Origin of the sequence: Nocardioides deserti, from assembly GCF_014266025.1 — a bacterium.
Lineage (GTDB): Bacteria > Actinomycetota > Actinomycetes > Propionibacteriales > Nocardioidaceae > Nocardioides > Nocardioides deserti.
In genome coordinates, this window is sequence record NZ_JACMYC010000002.1 from 444791 (window position 1) to 462856 (window position 18066).

16 protein-coding genes are annotated in these 18066 nt (G+C 74.2%); 5 read left to right on the forward strand and 11 right to left on the reverse strand.

From position 1 onward, the window contains the following. Window positions 1-9 precede the first annotated feature (9 nt). From H7344_RS05485 to H7344_RS05510, 6 genes are all read right to left on the reverse strand, one after another. The gene (locus tag H7344_RS05485; protein ID WP_186344983.1) at window positions 10-2439 is read right to left on the reverse strand and encodes a hypothetical protein; all 2430 of its coding nucleotides are present in this window, start codon (window positions 2437-2439) and stop codon (window positions 10-12) included. Between the two features lie 53 nt (window positions 2440-2492). After that, on the reverse strand, window positions 2493-3437 hold the full coding sequence (locus H7344_RS05490) for a DMT family transporter (RefSeq protein WP_229707034.1): 945 nt from the start codon (window positions 3435-3437) through the stop codon (window positions 2493-2495). Beyond that, the gene (locus tag H7344_RS05495) at window positions 3434-4195 is read right to left on the reverse strand and encodes an IclR family transcriptional regulator (RefSeq protein ID WP_186344984.1); all 762 of its coding nucleotides are present in this window, start codon (window positions 4193-4195) and stop codon (window positions 3434-3436) included. The genes H7344_RS05490 and H7344_RS05495 overlap by 4 nt, the downstream gene beginning before the upstream one ends. 63 nt (window positions 4196-4258) lie before the next feature. Continuing rightward, entirely contained in the window at window positions 4259-4810 is a 552-nt protein-coding gene (locus H7344_RS05500) for a hypothetical protein (protein WP_186344985.1), read from the reverse strand. A gap of 27 nt (window positions 4811-4837) precedes the next feature. Next, window positions 4838-6058 (reverse strand): MFS transporter, encoded by a 1221-nt coding sequence (locus H7344_RS05505; RefSeq protein WP_229707035.1) that lies wholly within the window; start codon window positions 6056-6058, stop codon window positions 4838-4840. Window positions 6059-6222: 164 nt separating this feature from the next. After that, the gene (locus H7344_RS05510) at window positions 6223-7473 is read right to left on the reverse strand and encodes a choice-of-anchor P family protein (protein ID WP_186344986.1); all 1251 of its coding nucleotides are present in this window, start codon (window positions 7471-7473) and stop codon (window positions 6223-6225) included. A 278-nt stretch (window positions 7474-7751) separates the two neighbouring features. Between H7344_RS05510 and hutH the strand changes: the two genes are divergently transcribed. Continuing rightward, a complete protein-coding gene (gene hutH, locus H7344_RS05515) occupies window positions 7752-9317 on the forward strand; it encodes a histidine ammonia-lyase (RefSeq protein WP_186344987.1) in 1566 nt (521 codons plus the stop codon). Next, window positions 9314-10993 carry a urocanate hydratase gene (hutU, locus tag H7344_RS05520; RefSeq protein ID WP_186344988.1) on the forward strand — a complete coding sequence of 560 codons (1680 nt, stop codon included), beginning with the start codon at window positions 9314-9316 and terminating at the stop codon, window positions 10991-10993. The genes hutH and hutU overlap by 4 nt, the downstream gene beginning before the upstream one ends. On the opposite strand, the gene H7344_RS05525 is transcribed toward hutU, so the two are convergent. Continuing rightward, window positions 10974-11654, reverse strand: coding sequence for a winged helix-turn-helix transcriptional regulator (locus H7344_RS05525; RefSeq protein WP_186344989.1), 681 nt, complete (start codon window positions 11652-11654; stop codon window positions 10974-10976). The genes hutU and H7344_RS05525 overlap by 20 nt on opposite strands. Before the next feature lie 71 nt (window positions 11655-11725). Here H7344_RS05525 and H7344_RS05530 point away from each other — a divergent pair, with 71 nt between their 5' ends. From H7344_RS05530 to H7344_RS05540, 3 genes are read left to right on the forward strand one after another with little or no spacing between them, the layout of a single operon-like run. Then, the gene (locus H7344_RS05530) at window positions 11726-12901 is read left to right on the forward strand and encodes an acyl-CoA dehydrogenase family protein (RefSeq protein ID WP_186344990.1); all 1176 of its coding nucleotides are present in this window, start codon (window positions 11726-11728) and stop codon (window positions 12899-12901) included. A 30-nt stretch (window positions 12902-12931) separates the two neighbouring features. After that, window positions 12932-14749 carry a 4-alpha-glucanotransferase gene (gene malQ, locus H7344_RS05535; RefSeq protein WP_222130261.1) on the forward strand — a complete coding sequence of 606 codons (1818 nt, stop codon included), beginning with the start codon at window positions 12932-12934 and terminating at the stop codon, window positions 14747-14749. After that, a complete protein-coding gene (locus H7344_RS05540; RefSeq protein ID WP_186344992.1) occupies window positions 14749-15012 on the forward strand; it encodes a peptide methionine sulfoxide reductase in 264 nt (87 codons plus the stop codon). Before malQ ends, H7344_RS05540 begins: the two co-directional genes overlap by 1 nt. A 109-nt stretch (window positions 15013-15121) precedes the next feature. Here the strand turns inward: H7344_RS05540 and H7344_RS05545 are convergent, their stop codons facing one another. The 4 genes from H7344_RS05545 to H7344_RS05560 form a co-directional block, all read right to left on the reverse strand. Continuing rightward, window positions 15122-15991, reverse strand: a complete 870-nt coding sequence (locus H7344_RS05545; RefSeq protein ID WP_186344993.1) for an HpcH/HpaI aldolase/citrate lyase family protein — start codon at window positions 15989-15991, stop codon at window positions 15122-15124. Window position 15992: 1 nt separating this feature from the next. Continuing rightward, the gene (locus H7344_RS05550; RefSeq protein ID WP_186344994.1) at window positions 15993-17093 is read right to left on the reverse strand and encodes an HpcH/HpaI aldolase/citrate lyase family protein; all 1101 of its coding nucleotides are present in this window, start codon (window positions 17091-17093) and stop codon (window positions 15993-15995) included. Window positions 17094-17158: 65 nt separating this feature from the next. Next, complete coding sequence (locus tag H7344_RS05555; protein ID WP_229707037.1) at window positions 17159-17719, reverse strand: DnaJ family domain-containing protein; 561 nt, start codon at window positions 17717-17719, stop codon at window positions 17159-17161. Between the two features lie 25 nt (window positions 17720-17744). Then, window positions 17745-18050 carry a hypothetical protein gene (locus tag H7344_RS05560; protein ID WP_186344995.1) on the reverse strand — a complete coding sequence of 102 codons (306 nt, stop codon included), beginning with the start codon at window positions 18048-18050 and terminating at the stop codon, window positions 17745-17747. Window positions 18051-18066: the final 16 nt, after the last annotated feature.

Here is an 18066-nt window from a genome sequence, read left to right on the forward strand (position 1 = left end):
GACAGCCGGTCAGGGCCGACGGACGCCGGTGACCTTGCCGGCCCGCGAGAAGTCCACCCGGACCATGACCTTCCCCTTGCCGGGCGCCTTGGCGCAGAAGCGGTACGTCGTGCCGAGCCGCTGGTAGGGCTGCCCGACCTTGCGCATGACGGCCGTCGTGGTCATGCCCGGGCGGACCAGCCGCTCGACCGCCGAGAGCTGCTTGCGCAGGCCGGGGTTGCGGCAGGAGTCGGGGCGCACGCCGTACGCCCGCTCCCAGGTCTGCAGGTAGGCCTCGGCGCCGCGGGCCATGTCGTCGACGATGTCGGCGCCGTCCCTGCCGGCGACCTTGCGGAGGTCCTCGACCCAGTCGGGGTAGAGGCCGTACTGCGCGACGCCGTCGACGTTGATGTCGTAGACCCGCTTGCCGGCCCGCTGCTTCTTGATGGTCACGCCGCCGAGGCCGCGGAAGGGGTAGGTCACCTTGTTCTTGACGTTCGCCCCGCGAGCCGCGCCCTGCGCGCCGAGCCCGTTGATGTCCGCGCCGAAGCCGATGCCCCAGTAGTAGCGCCGGTCGGCCCAGCCGACGTGGCGGCGCCACTTCTCGACGAACCCGGTCGAGTCGCCGGCGTACGGCGCGATGAAGCCGCCCGCCTCGTAGATCCGCGGGTAGGTGTCGGGGGTCGACCAGGAGTGGCTGGACAGCACGCCGGAGTAGCCCATCTCCTCGATCTGGTCCATCGACTGGCGACGGGCCTTGACGCTCATGTGGTCGGGGTCGAAGAGGACCTTCTTCTTCGCCAGCGTCTCGATCGTGTGCTCGCCGAGCGTGCTCAGACCGCGGTTGTTGCAGTGGTCCGGCGGCGGGTAGAGCGGCAGCGGCACGGTCGGCAGCCCGAGCGAGGCGATCGCGCCGAAGAGCGCGTCCTGGACGCCGGCGGTGATGTCGGGGACCGCGACCTGGTTGTTGTCGTGCGACTCCCCGTCGGCCGGGTCGCAGTGCCGCATGTCCCAGAAGGTGCCGGTCTCGAGGAAGTTCGCGGCGTTGACGAGCGGGCCGATCGCGCCGGCGTCACCGGCCACGCCGGACAGCGCGTTGTCGAACTTGTTGACCAGCTCCATCTGGCGCACGCCCATCCGGTGCACCTCGGCGATCTGACGGTCGATGTCGGCGGCGTTGCACGCGGGGATGCCGAGCTTCATCGTGCAACCGAACGGCACCGAGGTCTCGATGCCCATGACCACCGCCATCTTGCCGGCGTTGATCACCTTCCGGGCCTGCCACGGGTTCTTCACGATCCGGTAGAAGCCCTTGCCGGGGCCACCGAACTGGGCGTCGATGTAGTCCTGGAAGCGGTACATCTGCTTGGCCTGGAGCCGCACGGAGTCCATGTCGTCGCAGGAGTTCCGCTTGAGCGGGTAGAGCTGGCACAGCTGGTTGTTCTCCACCAGCAGGTTGACGAAGAGCCGCTGCCCGCCGCGCCAGGCCCGCTCCATCCAGCGGTAGTAGGTGCCCTCGTGGGTCAGCGAGTTCGGCGCCGGCCAGTCCTTGAACGTCGGCCAGCCGACCGGGTCGTGGTTGGGCGTGCCGCTGAGCACCGACTCCAGCACGCCGCCGTACCCACCGGTGAGGGTGTGGTCGGGGCAGTCGACGAGCGCGTACGGCGCGCCGTACTCGTGCCAGGGACGGCCGCAGTGCGCTTGCCCGCCGAGGAACTCGAAGGCCATGCCGTGGGTGTGCGCGTCGACGTACCCGCGCACCTCCTGGAACGGCGTGACGCCGGCGTGCGGGCCGCCGACGACGTCGATCTGCGACTCCGGGTAGGCGCTGCAGCCGGCCGTCCGGGTCAGCGTGAAGCTCGAGGCCGAGCCGATGCGCAGCGCCCCCGAGCCGTTGCGGAAGGTGAACCGGTTGCCCTGCTTGCGCGCCGTCCACACCGTCGCCGCCGAGGGGCGTGCCGCTCGCTCGCCGCCGGCGGTGACGAAGGTGCGGTCCTTCGCGTAGAGCAGGTACTTCCCGAGCGTCGTCGGCTTGAAGTAGATCGGGCTGCCGGCCAGCGCGTAGCAGCCGTTCGCCATCGCGTAGCGGTCCTGCGGGGTGCGGCGCCGCGGCTGCATGACGGCGGTGCGGCGCAGCCGCGGGTCGGGCAGGGCGCGCTCGGAGTCGACGTACGCCGCGGCCCTCCGCGCGTCCGCGGCGCTGGTCGGGTCGGCGGCGTCCTCGCCGGACCCGACCGCGCGGGAGATGGCGTTCTTGGTCTCGTCCATCGCGACCTTGGCGGCCGTGGCGGTGGAGAGCTGCTGCTCCAGGGAGCCGCCGCGCAGGCCGGCTGCGCCGGGCAGCACGACCGCACCGGCGACCAGGGCGGCCGCGGCCAGGCCGGCGACGGCCAGGCGGCCGCCGGACCGGGGACGCTGGCCCGCGGGTCGGTCGCGTCGGTCGGACGGCGTCCCGGTCACGGGCATGCAGGCTCCCCAGTGTTCGGCCCGCGAGGGGCGATGAGTCGTGGAACCTAGTCAGGTTCCGTTGTTGGGGTCAACGGTCCGCCCGCGTCTTGGCTACGGCGGCCGAGCCCCGCGACGGCGGCCAGGACCAGGAGGGTGCCGACGACCCCGCCGGGGCCGATCCGCTCGCCGAGGAAGACCGCCGCCACGATCGCCGCGGTGACGGGCTCGAGCAGCGTCGCCACGACCGCGGCGCTGCCGTCGGCGGTGCGCAGTCCGGCGTAGAGCAGGCCGTAGGCGAGCGCCATCGTGAGCACGCCGAGGTAGAGCAGCGTCGCGACCACGACCGGGTCGGCGGTCAGCACGACGTCGCCCCGGAGCGCGTCCGTGACGAGGAACGGCGCGAGCGCGAGCGTCCCGACGGTCGTGGTGGCGGTCGTCAGCGTGAGCGGCCCGGTCGATCGGGCGAGCGGCTCGCCGAGCGCGGTGGCCAGCGCGTACGCCGACCCCGAGGCCACGGCGAGCACGACCCCGAGCACCGGCTGCGGCCCGGTCGAGCCGCCGTGGCCGGCGAAGACGCTGACGAGCACCAGGCCGGTGAGCGCGGCGACGAGGACGAGCAGCCGGTCGGCCCCGGGCGGTCGGCGGTCACGTACCGACTCGGCCGCGGTGAGCAGCACCGGCGCCAGGCCGAGGCTGACCACGGTCGCGACCGTGACCCCGACGGAGACGACCGCGCCGAAGTAGAGCGCCTGGTAGGCCGCCGTCCCGCAGCCGACGGCCACCACCCGGCCGGGCCGGGCGCGGAGCAGCCGCACCAGCGCGCCGCCGGAGCGGAGCGCCACCAGGGCCACCACGAGGACGACCGCCGCGATGCCCATCCGCCAGGCGCTGATGGTGCCGACCGACATCGGCACGTGCTCGCGGACCACCTGGACGCCGAGGCCGCCGGTGCCCCACAGGACGCCGGCCAGCGCGACCTGGAGCAGGCCGACCCGGGGATCGGGCCTCACGCGGTGCCGCCGAGCCGGCGGGTGAGCAGGTCCGCCGTGCGGCGTACCTCCTCGGCGATCGCGGCCTCGCTGCTGCCGCCGGGCTCGGGGCTCTCGAAGGTGACGGCCACCCCGGCCATCGGGTGGCCGTTGTGGTCGACGACCGCGGCGGCGACGCTGGCCAGGCCGGGCGTCACCTCGCCGTCCTCGGTCGCCCAGCCGCGCTGGCGGGTCTCGGCGAGCAGCACCCGCAGCGCGCTGAGCGTGCGCGGACCGCGACCGTGGCGGTCGACGAAGGCGTCCGCGGACGGGTGCAGCGCGCGCACCTGCGCCGCCGGCAGCCGCGCCAGCAGGGCCCGCCCGCTCGCGGTCAGCGCGGCGGGCAGCCGCACCCCGACGTCGGTGACGAGCGGCGGGCGTCCCGGCGCGCGCTCCTCGAGGACGTAGAGGACGTCACGGCCGTGCAGGACCGCGAGGTGGGCGCTGTGGCCGACCCGGTCGACGAGCGCCGCGAGCGGCCGGCGCGCGATGCGTTGGAGCGGCTCCTGCCGGGAGTAGCCGCTGCCGACCTCGAACGCCGCCACCCCCAGCCCGTAGCGGTGCTCCTCGGCGAGGTGCACCACGAATCCCTCGGCGATCATCGCGTTGAGCAGGTGGTACGCCGTGGAGCGCGGTAGCGCGCAGGCGCGGACGATGCGGTCCAGCGGCACCGGGTCGGGCTGGCTGGCCAGGAACCGGAGCACGCGCAGCGTGCGCGTCGCCGCCGGCACCTGACCCATGGCCGGAGCCTAGGGCCGGCGCCGCCGGCCGGCGCGGGGGCTCCCGCAGGTCAGACGTCGAGGTCAGACGTCGCGGCGGTGGGCGCCCGTCGAGGGGTCGGTGTGGCCCGGGTCGGTGTGGCCCGGGTCGGTGTGGCCCGGGCCGGTGTGACCCGGGTCGGTGTGACCCGGGTCGGCCGGCCCGGCGTGGGTGGGCTCGGTCGGGCCGGCGTGCGTCGGCGCCTGCGGGGTGTAGCCGGAGGAGCGGTGGTCGACGTCGGGGTCGAGGCGGTCGGCCTCGCGGAGCACGTCCTCCTGGCGGGCCTGCTCCTGGGCGAGCCCGGTCTGCGCCTGCTGGGCCTCGAGCTGGGCCTTCTCAGCCTGGGCGCGGGAGAGGTCGGCCCGGGCCGCGGCCTCGCGGGCCTCGACCTCGGCCTGCGAGAGGCCCGGGGAGTGCTGCGCGACGGCCTGCTGGCGCAGCTGCTGGGCCTCGAGCCGCTGCTGCTCCTGGCGCTTCTTGTTCCGGCGGGTCGCCGCGACGATGGCGGCCACCAGGAGCGCCACGACGACGACGGCGATGACGATCCAGATCCACGTGTCCATGCTGGCGAGGTACCCCGCTGTGGCTGCGGTCACGCGGTCGTGGCTCGGCCGCGCCCGCCTTCAGGAGAGCTCGTGCTCCTCGCGGACCGGCACCAGTGGTGCCGCGAGGAGCGGGAACAGCGCGGCCAGGCCGAACGCGGCGGCGTACCCCCAGGCGGCCACCATCGCGCCGGCGACGGGCGGGACGGCGGAGGCGGCGAGGTACTGCGCGGTGTTCTGCGTGCCGAGGGCCCGCCCGCTCCACGAGGGGCCGGACCGCTCGGCGACGGCGGTGAACGCCAGGCCGTTGTCCGCCACGGTGACGACGGTGGCGAGCACGACGAGCGGCACGGCCACGGCGGAGTCCAGCCCGGCCGCGACGCCCAGCACGCCCATCGAGACGCCGGCCCCGACCGCCACCCAGCGCAGCGGCCGCAGGCGGGCGCCGACGACGTCGGAGAGCCAGCCGGCCGCGATCCGGCCGAGCGCGCCGGCGACCTGCGCGCCGGCGACGAGCCCGCCGGCCGCCGCCGCGGACCAGTCGCGGTCCTGGACCAGCCAGGCGAACGCGAAGGTCCACACCAGGAACTGCGGCACCACGAGCAGCACCGAGACGCCGTGGATGCGGGCGAGGTAGGAGTCCGCTCGGTAGGGGTTCGGGGTGCGGTCGGCGCCCGGCGCCGGCCGCGGCGGGTCGACGACGACCGCAGCGACGAGCAGCGCCGCGAGCGCGGCGGCGACCGTGGGCACCCAGAGCGCGGCGGCGATGCCGTGCCGCTCGGCGACGACCGCGATCGACACCGCGGCGATCCCGACGCCGGCTGGCTGCGCCATCTGCCGCACGCCCATCGCCAGGCCGCGGCGCTCGGGCGGGAACCACCCGACGACGACGCGTCCGCTCGCGGATCCGGTGCTGGCCGCGGCCGCGCCGGCGAGGAGGAGGGTGAGCGCGAGCAGGACCGTGCCGCCGACGAACGTCGCCAACGCGCCCACGACGGCCGTGGCCGCCAGGCCGACCAGCAGCACGAAGCGCTCGCCGCGACGGTCGACGACCAGGCCCCAGAGCACCAGCGTCAGCATCACGCCCACCGTCGGCGCCGCCGCGACCACGCCGGCCTGGGCCAGGCTGAGCCCCTCGCGGTCGTGCAGCGTGGGGATGAGGAACGCCGGCCCGTGGATCATCACCGCGGCCGCGCCCTGGGCCAGCGTGCTGGCCGCGAGCATCGCCCAGCGGCGGGATGCGCCGACCGTCAGCTTGTCCGCTGCGCCCGCTGCGCCACCTGCCGTCCGTCCTGCCACCACGCCGCCCAGTCAACGCCCGGCCGGGCCGGTGGGCGGCCGTGGTCCCGGATCGTGGCCTGTGAGAAATCAGCCAGCGGGAACGACGACGGGGTCGTGTGCCTTCGGACGCGTCGCTCCGCGTCCTCGGGCACACGACCCCGCCGGTCGTGCGTGGTGCCGTGGGACTACTTCTTGCCGCCTGCAGGCTTGATCTCCATCCGGGCGTTGCCCAGGTTGATCGTGGCGCCGGTGCCGTCGAGCAGGGTGAGCCGCAGGGCGGTCACCTTGATGCCCCGCTTGGACTTCTCGACGATGCCGGCCTCGAGGCGGAGCAGGCCGGGGATCTCGAGCGCCTGCCCGATCGGCGGGATGGCCTGCGCCTCGCCGTCGACGACGATCTCGCCGATCGTGGTGCCGTTGGCGTTGCGCTTGACCCGGCCGTCGCGGAAGCGGGTGACATTGGCACGGGCCTTGATCGCGTTGATCTCGAGCGGGCCGAGCTTGATGCCGGCGATGGTCGACTCGGTGAAGCCGGTCGCCTTGTTCTGGTTCTGCTGGCCCATCTGGCGGTTGCGGACCGCGCCGACGACGATCTGGCCGGCGAGGTCGACACCGGCGACCGACTTCTCCCGGACCTTGCCGCCGGTGCCCTGGCAGGGCATGTACGACAGCGGGAGCGGGCCGGACTTGACGTTCTCGTCGAGCGCGTCGACCTGGGTGCCGTGGGCCTGGCCGCGGAACCGGCCGGACTTCACGCCGCGGTTCATCTTCGCCGCGGAGTGGGCGATCCGCACGACGGTGTCGCTGGGTTGCAGCACGACCTTGATCGCGTTGCCGGCGGCGTACGCGCCCTGCTTGTTGGCGTAGCCGTTCTGGTCGCCGAGGTAGATCGTCGCCAGGCCCGGAATCGTGATCGGGACGTTCGGCGTGGGGACCGGGAAGGTCTGGCCATCGGCGCGGACGCCGAGCAGGGAGGTCTCCACCTTCTTGTGGAAGCCGTCCTTGTCGTGCCACACGGTCGCCTTGGAGCTCACGCCGCGCAGGACGAGCGGGCCGAGCTTCACCCGGGCCACGTCGTGCTGGGAGACGACGCTCGTGCGGCCCTTCTTCTTGTTGGTGAAGGTGTTGACGCGGGTGCGGACGCCGTCGACCTGGCCGAGCCCGGGGAGGGTCACGGCGGCGACGTCGTTCCTGCGCGAGAGGCCGGCCTTGTTGGTGCAGCCGATGGTCTGGTACGCCGTGGTGCCCGACTGGACGGGCACGGCACCACCCTGGACGCGGGTGCCGTAGCCGGTCGCCTTCATGGCGAACTCGGTCTTCACCTTCGCGGCCGGGGCTCGTTCGGCCACCGCTGCCTGGGCGGACGTGGGGACGGAGAGGATCGCAGAGGCGACCGCGAGAGCGGTCGCGGCTCCGACGGGAAGTATCGGGCGCATGGTGGAACTCCTGACTTGGTGGACCCCACCCCCCGGCGCGGTCCACAGCGTGCTGCTGGCGTGTGCTCCCTCCCCGCCATGATGTCTGGTCAAACACCCGAGCGCGAGCGGGGACAGCGGCGTGCCATGACCGGCGGGCGTTCCGGCGCCCGATCGCGCGCGGGGTTTTACCGGACGCCTCGTGTCCGATGCGGGTGTGACGCCTGAAGTCTCGGATCCCAGACGGCTCCTGCGGCGCAACTGTGGTGGCGGTCACCGGCCGGACCCACGATGGCGACATGTCCAGACCGCTTGCCGTCCCAGTGCCTGCTCCGGTGTCTGTCGGGGTCTCGCCACTGGCTCCGGCCGACGTCGTCCGGGTCGCCCGCGACGGCGCCCCGGTCCGGCTCACGCCCGAGGCCGCCGAGGCGATCGAGCGCTCGCGCGCGGTGGTCGACGCGCTCGCGGCCGGGCCGGTGCCGACGTACGGCGTCTCGACGGGATTCGGCGCGCTGGCGACGCGCCACATCCCGGCCGAGCAGCGCGCCCAGCTCCAGCGCTCGCTGGTCCGCTCGCACGCCGCCGGCTCCGGGCCGGAGGTCGAGCGGGAGGTCACGCGCGCGCTCATGCTGCTGAGGCTCTCGACGCTCGCGACCGGCCGGACCGGTGTCCGTCCCGCCACCGCACAGCTCCTCGCCGACCTGATCACGCACGGCATCACGCCGGTGGTCCACGAGCACGGCTCGCTCGGCTGCTCCGGCGACCTCGCGCCGCTCTCGCACTGCGCGCTGGCCCTGATGGGCGAGGGGCAGGTGCGCGACGCCGAGGGCCGGCTCGTGCCGGCCGCCGAGGCGCTCGCCGCGGCCGGCCTCGCCCCGGTCGAGCTGGCCGCCAAGGAGGGCCTGGCCCTCATCAACGGCACCGACGGGATGCTCGGCATGCTCGTGCTGGCCCTCGAGGACCTGCGCGTGCTGCTGCGGACGGCCGACGTGGCTGCCGCGATGTCGGTGGAGGCGCAGCTCGGCACCGACCGCGTCTTCGCCGCCGAGCTGCAGGCGCTGCGGCCGCACCCCGGGCAGGCCGCCTCGGCACGGAACCTGGTCGCGCTGCTCGCGGGCTCCGGGGTCGTCGCCTCGCACCGCGGTGACGACTGCAACCGGGTGCAGGACGCCTACTCCCTGCGCTGCGCGCCGCAGGTGCACGGCGCCGCCCGGGACACCGTCGACCACGCCGCACTCGTCGCCTCCCGCGAGCTGGCCTCGGCCGTCGACAACCCGGTGGTGATCGGGGACCGGGTCGAGAGCAACGGCAACTTCCACGGGGCGCCAGTGGCGTACGTCCTGGACTTCCTGGCGATCGCGGCGGCCGACGTGGCGTCGATCAGCGAGCGACGGACCGACCGGTTCCTGGACGCCGCGCGCAGCCACGGCCTGCCGCCGTTCCTGGCGCACGACCCGGGCGTCGACAGCGGCCACATGATCGCGCAGTACACCCAGGCGGCGATCGTCTCCGACCTCAAGCGGCTCGCCGTCCCGGCGTCGGTCGACTCGATCCCGAGCTCGGCCATGCAGGAGGACCACGTCTCGATGGGGTGGTCGGCCGCGCGCAAGCTGCGCCGGGCCGTCGACGGGCTGACCCGGGTGGTCGCGATCGAGGTGCTGACCGGCGCGCGGGCGCTGGACCTGCGGGCACCGCTCACCCCCTCGCCCGCCACCGGTGCCGTCGTGCGCCTGCTGCGCGAGGTCGGCATCGAGGGACCCGGGCCGGACCGCCACCTGGCGCCGGAGATCGAGACGGCCGTCGGGCTGGTGCGCTCCGGCGCCGTGGTCGACGCCGTCCAGGCCGTGATCGGAGAGATGTCGTGAGAGACGTGCGCGCCCCGCGGGGCACCGACCTGACCGCACGGTCCTGGCAGACCGAGGCGCCGCTGCGGATGCTGATGAACAACCTCGACCCCGAGGTCGCCGAGCGCCCCGAGGACCTCGTCGTCTACGGCGGCACCGGCAAGGCGGCGCGGTCGTGGGCGGCGTACGACGCCCTCTGCTCCTCGCTGGCCGACCTGGCCGACGACGAGACGCTGCTCGTGCAGTCCGGCAAGCCGGTCGGCGTCATGCGCACGCACACCTGGGCGCCGCGGGTGCTCATCGCGAACTCCAACCTCGTCGGCGACTGGGCGACGTGGGAGGAGTTCCGGCGGCTGGAGGACCTCGGGCTGACGATGTACGGCCAGATGACCGCGGGGTCGTGGATCTACATCGGCACCCAGGGGATCCTCCAGGGCACCTTCGAGACCTTCGCGGCCGTCGCGGAGAAGCTCGCGACCGGGGCGGTGACCGGTCGGGGCGGCTCGTTGGCCGGGACGATCACGGTGACCGCCGGGCTCGGCGGCATGGGGGGCGCGCAGCCGCTCGCCGTGACGATGAACGAGGGCGTCGCGATCTGCTTCGAGTGCGACGACGCGAGGATCCGGCGACGGATCGACCACCGCTACCTCGACGTCCGCGCCGACTCCCTCGAGCACGCCCTCGAGCTGGCCGTCGCCGCCCGCGACGAGCGCCGGCCGTTGTCGATCGGCGTGCTCGGCAACGCCGCCGAGCTGCTGCCGCGGCTCGTGGACGCCGACGTGCGGGTCGACGTCGTGACCGACCAGACCTCCGCCCACGACCCGCTGATGTACCTCCCCGTCGGCACGGCCTTCGAGGACTGGGAGCACGAGCGGACCGCCGACCCCGCCGGCTTCACCGAGCGGGCCCGAGCCTCGATGGCCACGCACGTGCGGGCGATGGTCGAGCTCCAGGACCGCGGCGCCGAGGTCTTCGACTACGGCAACTCCATCCGCGACGAGGCGCGCAAGGGCGGCTACGACCGGGCCTTCGACTTCCCCGGGTTCGTGCCGGCCTACATCCGGCCGCTGTTCTGCGAGGGCAAGGGACCGTTCCGCTGGGCCGCGCTGTCCGGCGACCCCGCCGACATCGCCGCGACCGACCGCGCGGTGCTCGAGCTCTTCCCCGAGGACGAGAAGCTGCGGCGCTGGATCACGCTGGCCCAGGAGCGGGTGCACTTCCAGGGGCTGCCGGCGCGGATCTGCTGGCTGGGGTACGGCGAGCGGCACCGTGCCGGGCTGCGCTTCAACGAGATGGTCGCCTCCGGGGAGCTGAAGGCGCCGGTCGTGATCGGACGCGACCACCTCGACTGCGGGTCGGTCGCCTCGCCCTACCGCGAGACCGAGGGGATGCTCGACGGCTCCGACGCCATCGCCGACTGGGCACTGCTCAACGCGCTGGTCAACACCGCCTCCGGGGCCACCTGGGTCTCGATCCACCACGGCGGCGGCGTCGGCATCGGCCGCTCGATCCACGCCGGCCAGGTGTGCGTCGCCGACGGCACCGCGCTGGCCGCCGAGAAGATCGAGCGGGTGCTCACCAACGACCCCGGCACGGGCGTGACCCGGCACGTCGACGCCGGCTACGACCGGGCCGACGAGGTGGCGCGCGAGCGGGGCGTGCGCGTGCCGATGGCATTCAGGTCGCGGCAGGGCTGAGCGTCGTACGACGCACGATCGGCGCCACCGGCGAGAAGAGCAGCGCCTCGGGCAGGACGAGGAGCACGTCGCGCTGCCCGGTCAGCGCGACCAGGCCCTGGCGGACGGCCGAGCGCAGCTCGAAGCGACCTTCCCAGACCTGGTAGAGCGTCGCCAACGACGAGTCCAGCCAGATGTCCACCTCGTGCCCGGGGTCGGTGAAGCAGAGCGAGACGTCGTCGGGGGAGATGACGAACCAGAAGCGCCGACGTCGTCCCTCGCTCAGGCGCACGTGCAGCACCACCCGTCGCCCGCCGAACGGAGCGGGGTCGATGCCGCTGCGGATCCACCACATGAGCACGGTCGGGTCCAGCTCGTCGGTGCGCGGCTCGCCGAAGGCCCACCGGGCACCCCACTCCGCCAGCCCGAAGATGATCGGGTGCAGGTCGCGGCAGGCGGCGGTGGGCACGTACCCCTCCGCGGCGTGGGAGACCAGCCCGTGCCGCTCCAGCAGGTCGAGCCGCTTGGAGAGGATGGCTCGCGACATCCCGGGCAGGCCGCGGGAGAGCTCGTTGAAGTGGGTCGCGCCCAGCAGCAGGTCCCGGACGATGAGCAGCGTCCACCGGTCGCCGAGGATCTCCAGCGATCGGGTGATCGGGCAGTACTGCCCGTACCGGGTCATTCCCCCATCGTGCGCCTCGCGGTTCAGTTTGTGAACTGGTCGGGCCGGCCGGACCGGAGGACGGTCGAGCCATGACCCAGACCTTGACCCAGACACAGCCACCGACCCCGCCCGCGGGCACGACCGGCCCCTCACCCCTGACCGACGACGAGGTCGTCGCGCTCGCCGCGGCCGTCGGAGCCGTCGCCGCCGAGCACGACGCGCGCCACGACCGCGACGCGACGTTCGTGACCGAGGCGTACGACGCCGCGCACGCCAACGGCTACCTGCGCCTGGCCGTGCCGGCCGACCTCGGCGGCGGCGGCGCGACCATCCGCCAGGTCGTGCTGGCCCAGGAGGAGCTCGGCCGCTGGTCGGGCGCCGCGGCGCTGGCCTCGACGATGCACCACTACCTCACCTTCGTGCAGCGCTGGCGGCGGTTCCGCGGAGCACCCGGCGCCGAGGCGGTGCTCCGCGCGGTCGCCGACGGCCTGGTCATGGCGACCAGCGGCGGCTCGGACTGGGTGAGCCCCACGACGGTGGCCACCCCCGTGGACGGCGGCTACCGCCTCGACGGCCGCAAGACGTTCTGCAGCCAGGCGCCGGTCGCCGGCGTCATCTCGACCAGCGCGGTGGTCGGTGAGCCGGGCCCCGGCGCGGAGGTCATCCACGCCGGCGTGCCCCTCTCGGCCGAGGGCGTGTCGATGGTCGAGACCTGGGACACGCTCGGCATGCGCGGAACCGCCAGCCACGACCTGGTGCTCGACGGGGTGTTCCTGCCCGCGGAGAAGGTGCTCGGGACGCGGCCGTACGGCGTGCTGGCCGGCCCGCTGCTCGTGGCCGCGATCCACTTCGCCCCGCTCGCGGGCGCGGCGTACCTCGGCGTCGGCCGGGGTGCCTGCGACGAGGCCGCCCGGCTGCTCCGCACCCGGCCCGAGCCGGCCGCCGGGGCGGTCCGTGCGATGGGCGAGATGCGCACGCGGCTCCGGGTGGCGCACTGGGCGCTCCTCGGCGCGGTGGCGGAGACCGGCGAGGACCTGCCGGCCGACGCCGCCACGCTGGCGACGCTGATGACCGCGAAGCGCGAGGCGGTGCTCGCCGCCCGGTCGGTCGTCGACCAGGCGATGGAGGTCGCGGGTGGGGCGGCCTTCTTCAAGCGGTCGCCGCTCGAGCGGGCCTACCGCGACGCCCGCGGCGGCCCGTTCCACCCCCTGACCCCCGAGGCCACCCTCGACCTGGTCGGTCGCCGGACCCTCGCCGAGGGGTGAGCCCGGGCGCGGCGGGGCACCGTGACGCGCGTGAGCGCGAGCACCGACCGATGGGGCATCCAGCAGGACTGGGTGGACGCCGACGACCAGCCGCAGCGGGCGAGCGACGCAACCGTCGCCGGGCTGCGGGAGGTGATCGGCGAGCCGCCGGCCGACCTCGAGGACCGGGCCCCGGTGGTGACCCGGCCCGGCCGCGCGACCGGCCTGCGGTCGACGGTCTCCTGCGAGGACGGCTCGACCCGCGACCTCGACGACGTCGTGCCGGACGACTTCCCACTGGGCTACCACCGCCTCGCCGACGGCCGCCGGCTGGTCGTGTCGCCGGGTCGGTGCCACGTGCCCCAGGAGCAGTCGTGGGGCTGGACGGTGCAGCTGTACGCCGCGCGGTCGCGCCGCAGCTGGGGCATCGGCGACCTGCGTGACCTGCGGACCCTCCGCGAGTGGACCGAGCGGCTCGGCGGCGGGTTCCTGCTGGTCAACCCCCTGCACGCGGTCGCGCCGACCGTGCCGCAGGAGACCAGCCCCTACCTGCCGGCGACCCGGCGCTTCCGCAACCCGGTCTACCTCGCCGTCGAGGACGTGCCGGGCGTCGAGGCGGCCGACCTCGAGCGCCACGACGCCGAGCTGGCCACCCTGAGGTCGGCCGACCTCGTCGAGCGGGACGGCGCCTGGGCGCTGAAGCGGTCGGTGCTGCGGGCGGTCTTCGACCGGGCCCCCGCCGACCCGGAGTTCGTGGCCTGGCGGGAGTCCGCCGGGCAGGCCGTCGAGGGCTGGGCCACCTGGTGCGCCCTGGCCGAGGAGCACGGCCCCGACCGGCTCGCGTGGCCCGAGGCGGTGCGGCGGCAGGACGCCGGCGGCGTGCCGGCGTACGTCCGCGACCACGGCGACGACATCGCCTTCCACGTGTGGCTCCAGTGGCTGCTGGACCGCCAGCTGCGCGCCGCGACCGGCTCGACCACCGTGCTGCAGGACCTGCCGATCGGCGTCTCCGGCAGCGGCGCCGACGCCTGGGCGTGGGACGACGTGCTGGCGACCGGTGTCACCGTCGGCGCACCGCCCGACATGCTCAACTCCGTCGGGCAGGACTGGGGATCGCCGCCGCTGGTGCCGTGGCGGCTGCGCGAGGCCGACTACGAGCCGTTCGTCGAGTCGATCCGCGGCACCATCGCCGGCGCCGGCGGGCTGCGCATCGACCACGTGATGGGCCTCTTCCGGCTGTGGTGGATCCCGGAGGGCGCGGGGCCGCAGGAGGGCGCGTACGTGCGCTACCCGGCCGACGACCTGCTCGACATCGTCGCGCTCGAGTCCCACCGCGCCGGCGCGGTCGTCGTCGGCGAGGACCTCGGCACCGTCGAGCCCGGCGTGCGGGAGGCGCTGGCCGAGCGCGGGATCCTGTCCTACAAGGTGCTGTGGTTCGAGGACGAGGAGCCCGCCTCGTGGCCGTCGTCCGCGCTCGCCGCGGTCACCACCCACGACCTCCCGACCGTCGCCGGGCTGTGGACCGGCTCCGACGCCGAGGACCAGCTCGCCTCCACCGACATGGCCGAGGCCGACGTCCGCTCCGGGCGGGAGGACCTGCTGGCGCGGTTGCGCCGCGACGGGCTGGCCGAGGACGCCCCGGTCGAGGACGCGGTCGCGGAGGCGTACCGCCAGCTCGGCACCGCCCCGTCGCTCCTGCTGTCCGCCGCCCTCGAGGACGCCGTCGCGGAGGAACGCCGCCCGAACGTCCCGGGCACCACCGCGCGCGACAACTGGCGGCTGCCCCTCGGCGTACCTCTCGAGGAGCTGACGGCCGACGGCGGCCACCCCGGCGTGGCCCGGCTGGTGGAGGCCCTGCGGGGCGCTTGATGGGCGGTGACTCCGCGCCCGGCCTGGTAGCGCTGTTCGACCGGCTGCCGGAGGGCTGGTCGGAGGTGACGTACGCGGGTCGGCGCTGGGGCGTCACCCGCGTGGTGCGGGTGGGCGGCCGTCAGCAGAGCGTGTACGCCGAGGAGCTCGGCGGCACCGACGTCGTCAGCGCGAACCTCTACCTCGCCGCCTCCGGCCCGCTCCTCAAGCCCTGTGAGATGCCCGCCGACGTGGTGCTGGCGTTCCTCGTGGGGTGGGAGTGACTGCTGTTACTCACGAGATCCCAAGTTAACCGGGGATGCTCGAGCTTCCCTGCCATCGCAATGGCCGCAAAGCCTCAGCATCCCAAGTCAACTTGGGATGCTGGCCCCCTCAGCCGAGCGCCTGCACGGCCTCGTGGATGGCGAGCGTGCGGCGGGCGGAGTCGACGTGGAGGTTCTCGACCATCCGGCCGTTGTAGGTGACGACACCGCTGCCGGCGCCGTCCTCCCAGGCCTGGATCAAGCCGCGGGCGTCCTCGACGGCCTGCTCGGAGGGGGCGAAGGCGGTGTTGGCGCCCTCGACCTGGCCGGGGTGGATGAGGGTCTTGCCGTCGAAGCCCATCTCGCGGCCCTGGCGGCACTCGGCGAGGAAGCCGTCGGTGTCCTTGACGTCGTTGTAGACGCCGTCGAGCACCGCGATGCCGGCGGCGCGCGCGGCGAGCAGCACGGTGTGCAGGCTGGGCAGGATCGGGGCGCGTCCGGGGACGTGCTCGGCGTACAGCTCCTTGACCAGGTCGTTGGTGCCGATGACGAACGCCGTCAGCCGCTCGCTCGCCCGGGCGATGCTGAGCGCGTCGAGGATCGCGACGGGGGTCTCGATCATCGCCCAGAGCTTGGTGTGGTCGGGCGCGCCGGCCTTCTCGAGGGCGTCGACGAGCTGGTGGACCTCCGCGGCGCTGCCGACCTTCGGCACGACGATCGCGTCGGGGCCGGCCTGGGCGATCGCGGCGAGGTCGGCGTCGTGCCACTGGGTGCCGATGCCGTTGGCGCGGATGGTGACGGTACGCCGGCCGTACTCGCCGCTGGCGGCCGCGGCGCAGGCGGACTCGCGGGCCGCCTCCTTCGCGTCGGGGGCGACCGCGTCCTCGAGGTCGAGGATCAGCGCGTCGCACGCGATCGACTTGGCCTTCTCCAGCGCCCGCTCGTTGGAGCTGGGCATGTAGAGGACGCTGCGCAGGGGGGTGAAGGTGGACTCGCTCATCTCAGGCCTCGCTCTGCTCGTCGCCGGCGATCGCGTCGTACTGCTGCTTCAGCTCCGGGTCGACGGCGGCGAGCTGCTCGGCGAGCTCCACCATCACCAGGCACTGCTTGAGGGAGGCGTCGTCCTCCATCTTCCCGTCGAGCATCACCGCGCCGGTGCCGTCGCCCATCGCGGCGACGACCCGGCGGGCGTGCGCGACGTCCTCGACGCTCGGGCTGAAGACCCGGTTGGCGATCGCGATCTGCTTGGGGTGCAGGCTCCACGTGCCGACGCAGCCGAGCAGGAACGCGTTGCGGAACTGGTCCTCGCACGCGGTCGTGTCGCTGATGTCGCCGAACGGGCCGTAGTAGGGGTAGATGCCGTGCATCGCGCACGCGTCGACCATCCGCGCGATCGTGTAGTGCCACAGGTCCTGCTGGTACGTCGCCCGGCTGGCCTCGAGGTTGGCCACGCCGTCGAGGCGCGGCGGGTCCTCGCGGACGAGGTAGCCGGGGTGGCCGCCGCCGACGCGGGTGGTCTTCATCCGGCGGTCCGCGGCCAGGTCGGCCGGGCCGAGGGAGAGCCCCTGCATGCGCGGGCTGGCGCCGCAGATCTCCTCGACGTTGGCCACGCCGCGCGCGGTCTCGAGGATGGCGTGGACGAGGATCGGCTTCTCCAGCCCGGCCTTCGCCTCGAGCTGGGCGAGGATCCGGTCGACGTAGTGGATGTCCTCGGCGCCCTGCACCTTCGGCACCATGATCACGTCGAGCTTGTCGCCGATCGCCGGCACGAGCGTGGTCAGGTCGTCGAGCACCCACGGGCTGTCGAGGGCGTTGATCCGCGTCCACAGCTGGGTCGGGCCGAAGTCCGTCTCCTGGGCGATCCTGACCAGGCCCTCGCGCGCGGCCTCCTTGTTGTCGGCCTTGATCGCGTCCTCGAGGTTGCCGAGCAGCACGTCGACCGTGCCGACCATGTCCGGCACCTTGGCCGCCATCTTCGGGTTGCTCGGGTCGAAGAAGTGGATCGCCCGGCTCGGGCGGGCCGGGATCTCCCGCAGCGGCGTCGGAGCGCCGACGGCGAGGGGCCGGAAGAAGTCCTTGGGGCTGCGGCTCGCGGCGGTCATGGGCCGGAAGGTAGCAGCGGGCGGTTACCCGTCGGTATGACGGATCTGACAGGTTTGGTCGCGGCTCAGTCCGTCCGGCCCCGCCGCTGCCACCAGCGCCGCCGGGGCTCGGGACGGGAGGCGGCGAGGGCGGCGCGCTGGGCCTCGAGGCGGGCGGTACGCCGTGCGCGCCAGGCCGCGATCGTGGCGTCGACGTCGCGAGGCATGGTGACGAGCGGCGGGCCGGGGGAGAGCGAGTAGCGGGCCCGGATCACCCGGGCGTTGAAGTCCTCGACCTCGCGGCGCACGTCGCCCTCGAAGGCGATCGTGTCGAGGTGGTCGTCGAGGCCGGCGTCCTCCTTGCGCAGCGCGACGCTCGGGGGCAGGACGGTGATCTGCTCCCGCTCGACGAGCCGCTTGATCCACCAGTCCGGGTCGTGCTCCGTGCCGAGGTCCTTGATCGGCTTCCCGGCACCGGGCAGGTCGTCGAACTCGCCCTTGGCCATCGCGACACGGACCTGCTGGTCGACCCAGGACGCCTGGTTGGCGATCCGGGCGTGCGCGGCCGACTGGCCGCTGCGCTTGCGCCGCTCGGCCTCGTCGTCGACGTTCGACCGCTCGGTGGGGCGGGCGTGCTGGTCGTCCACCTCCTCGAGGGTACGCCGCCCGCCATCACGAGCCGAGGAGGATGACCACGGTGCCCAGCACGACCAGCGCCGTGACCAGGCCGACCAGGGCGGTCGCGGCGGAGACCAGGACCAGGGCCACCCGCGGGCGGGTGCGGCGGACGGCGAGCGCCGCGCCGGCCAGCGCCAGCCCGGGCCCGAGCGGCAGGGCCAGCAGGACCGCCCAGACGAACCCGAGGCCGGCCAGCGGGTCGTCGTCGGTGAGGGCCGCCGTCCAGGACCACACGGCGACGGCGAGGCCGGCGAGAGCGAGGACGAGGTCGGTGACGGCAACGGCCCGGATCCGGTTCATGGCGCTCAGCCTGGCG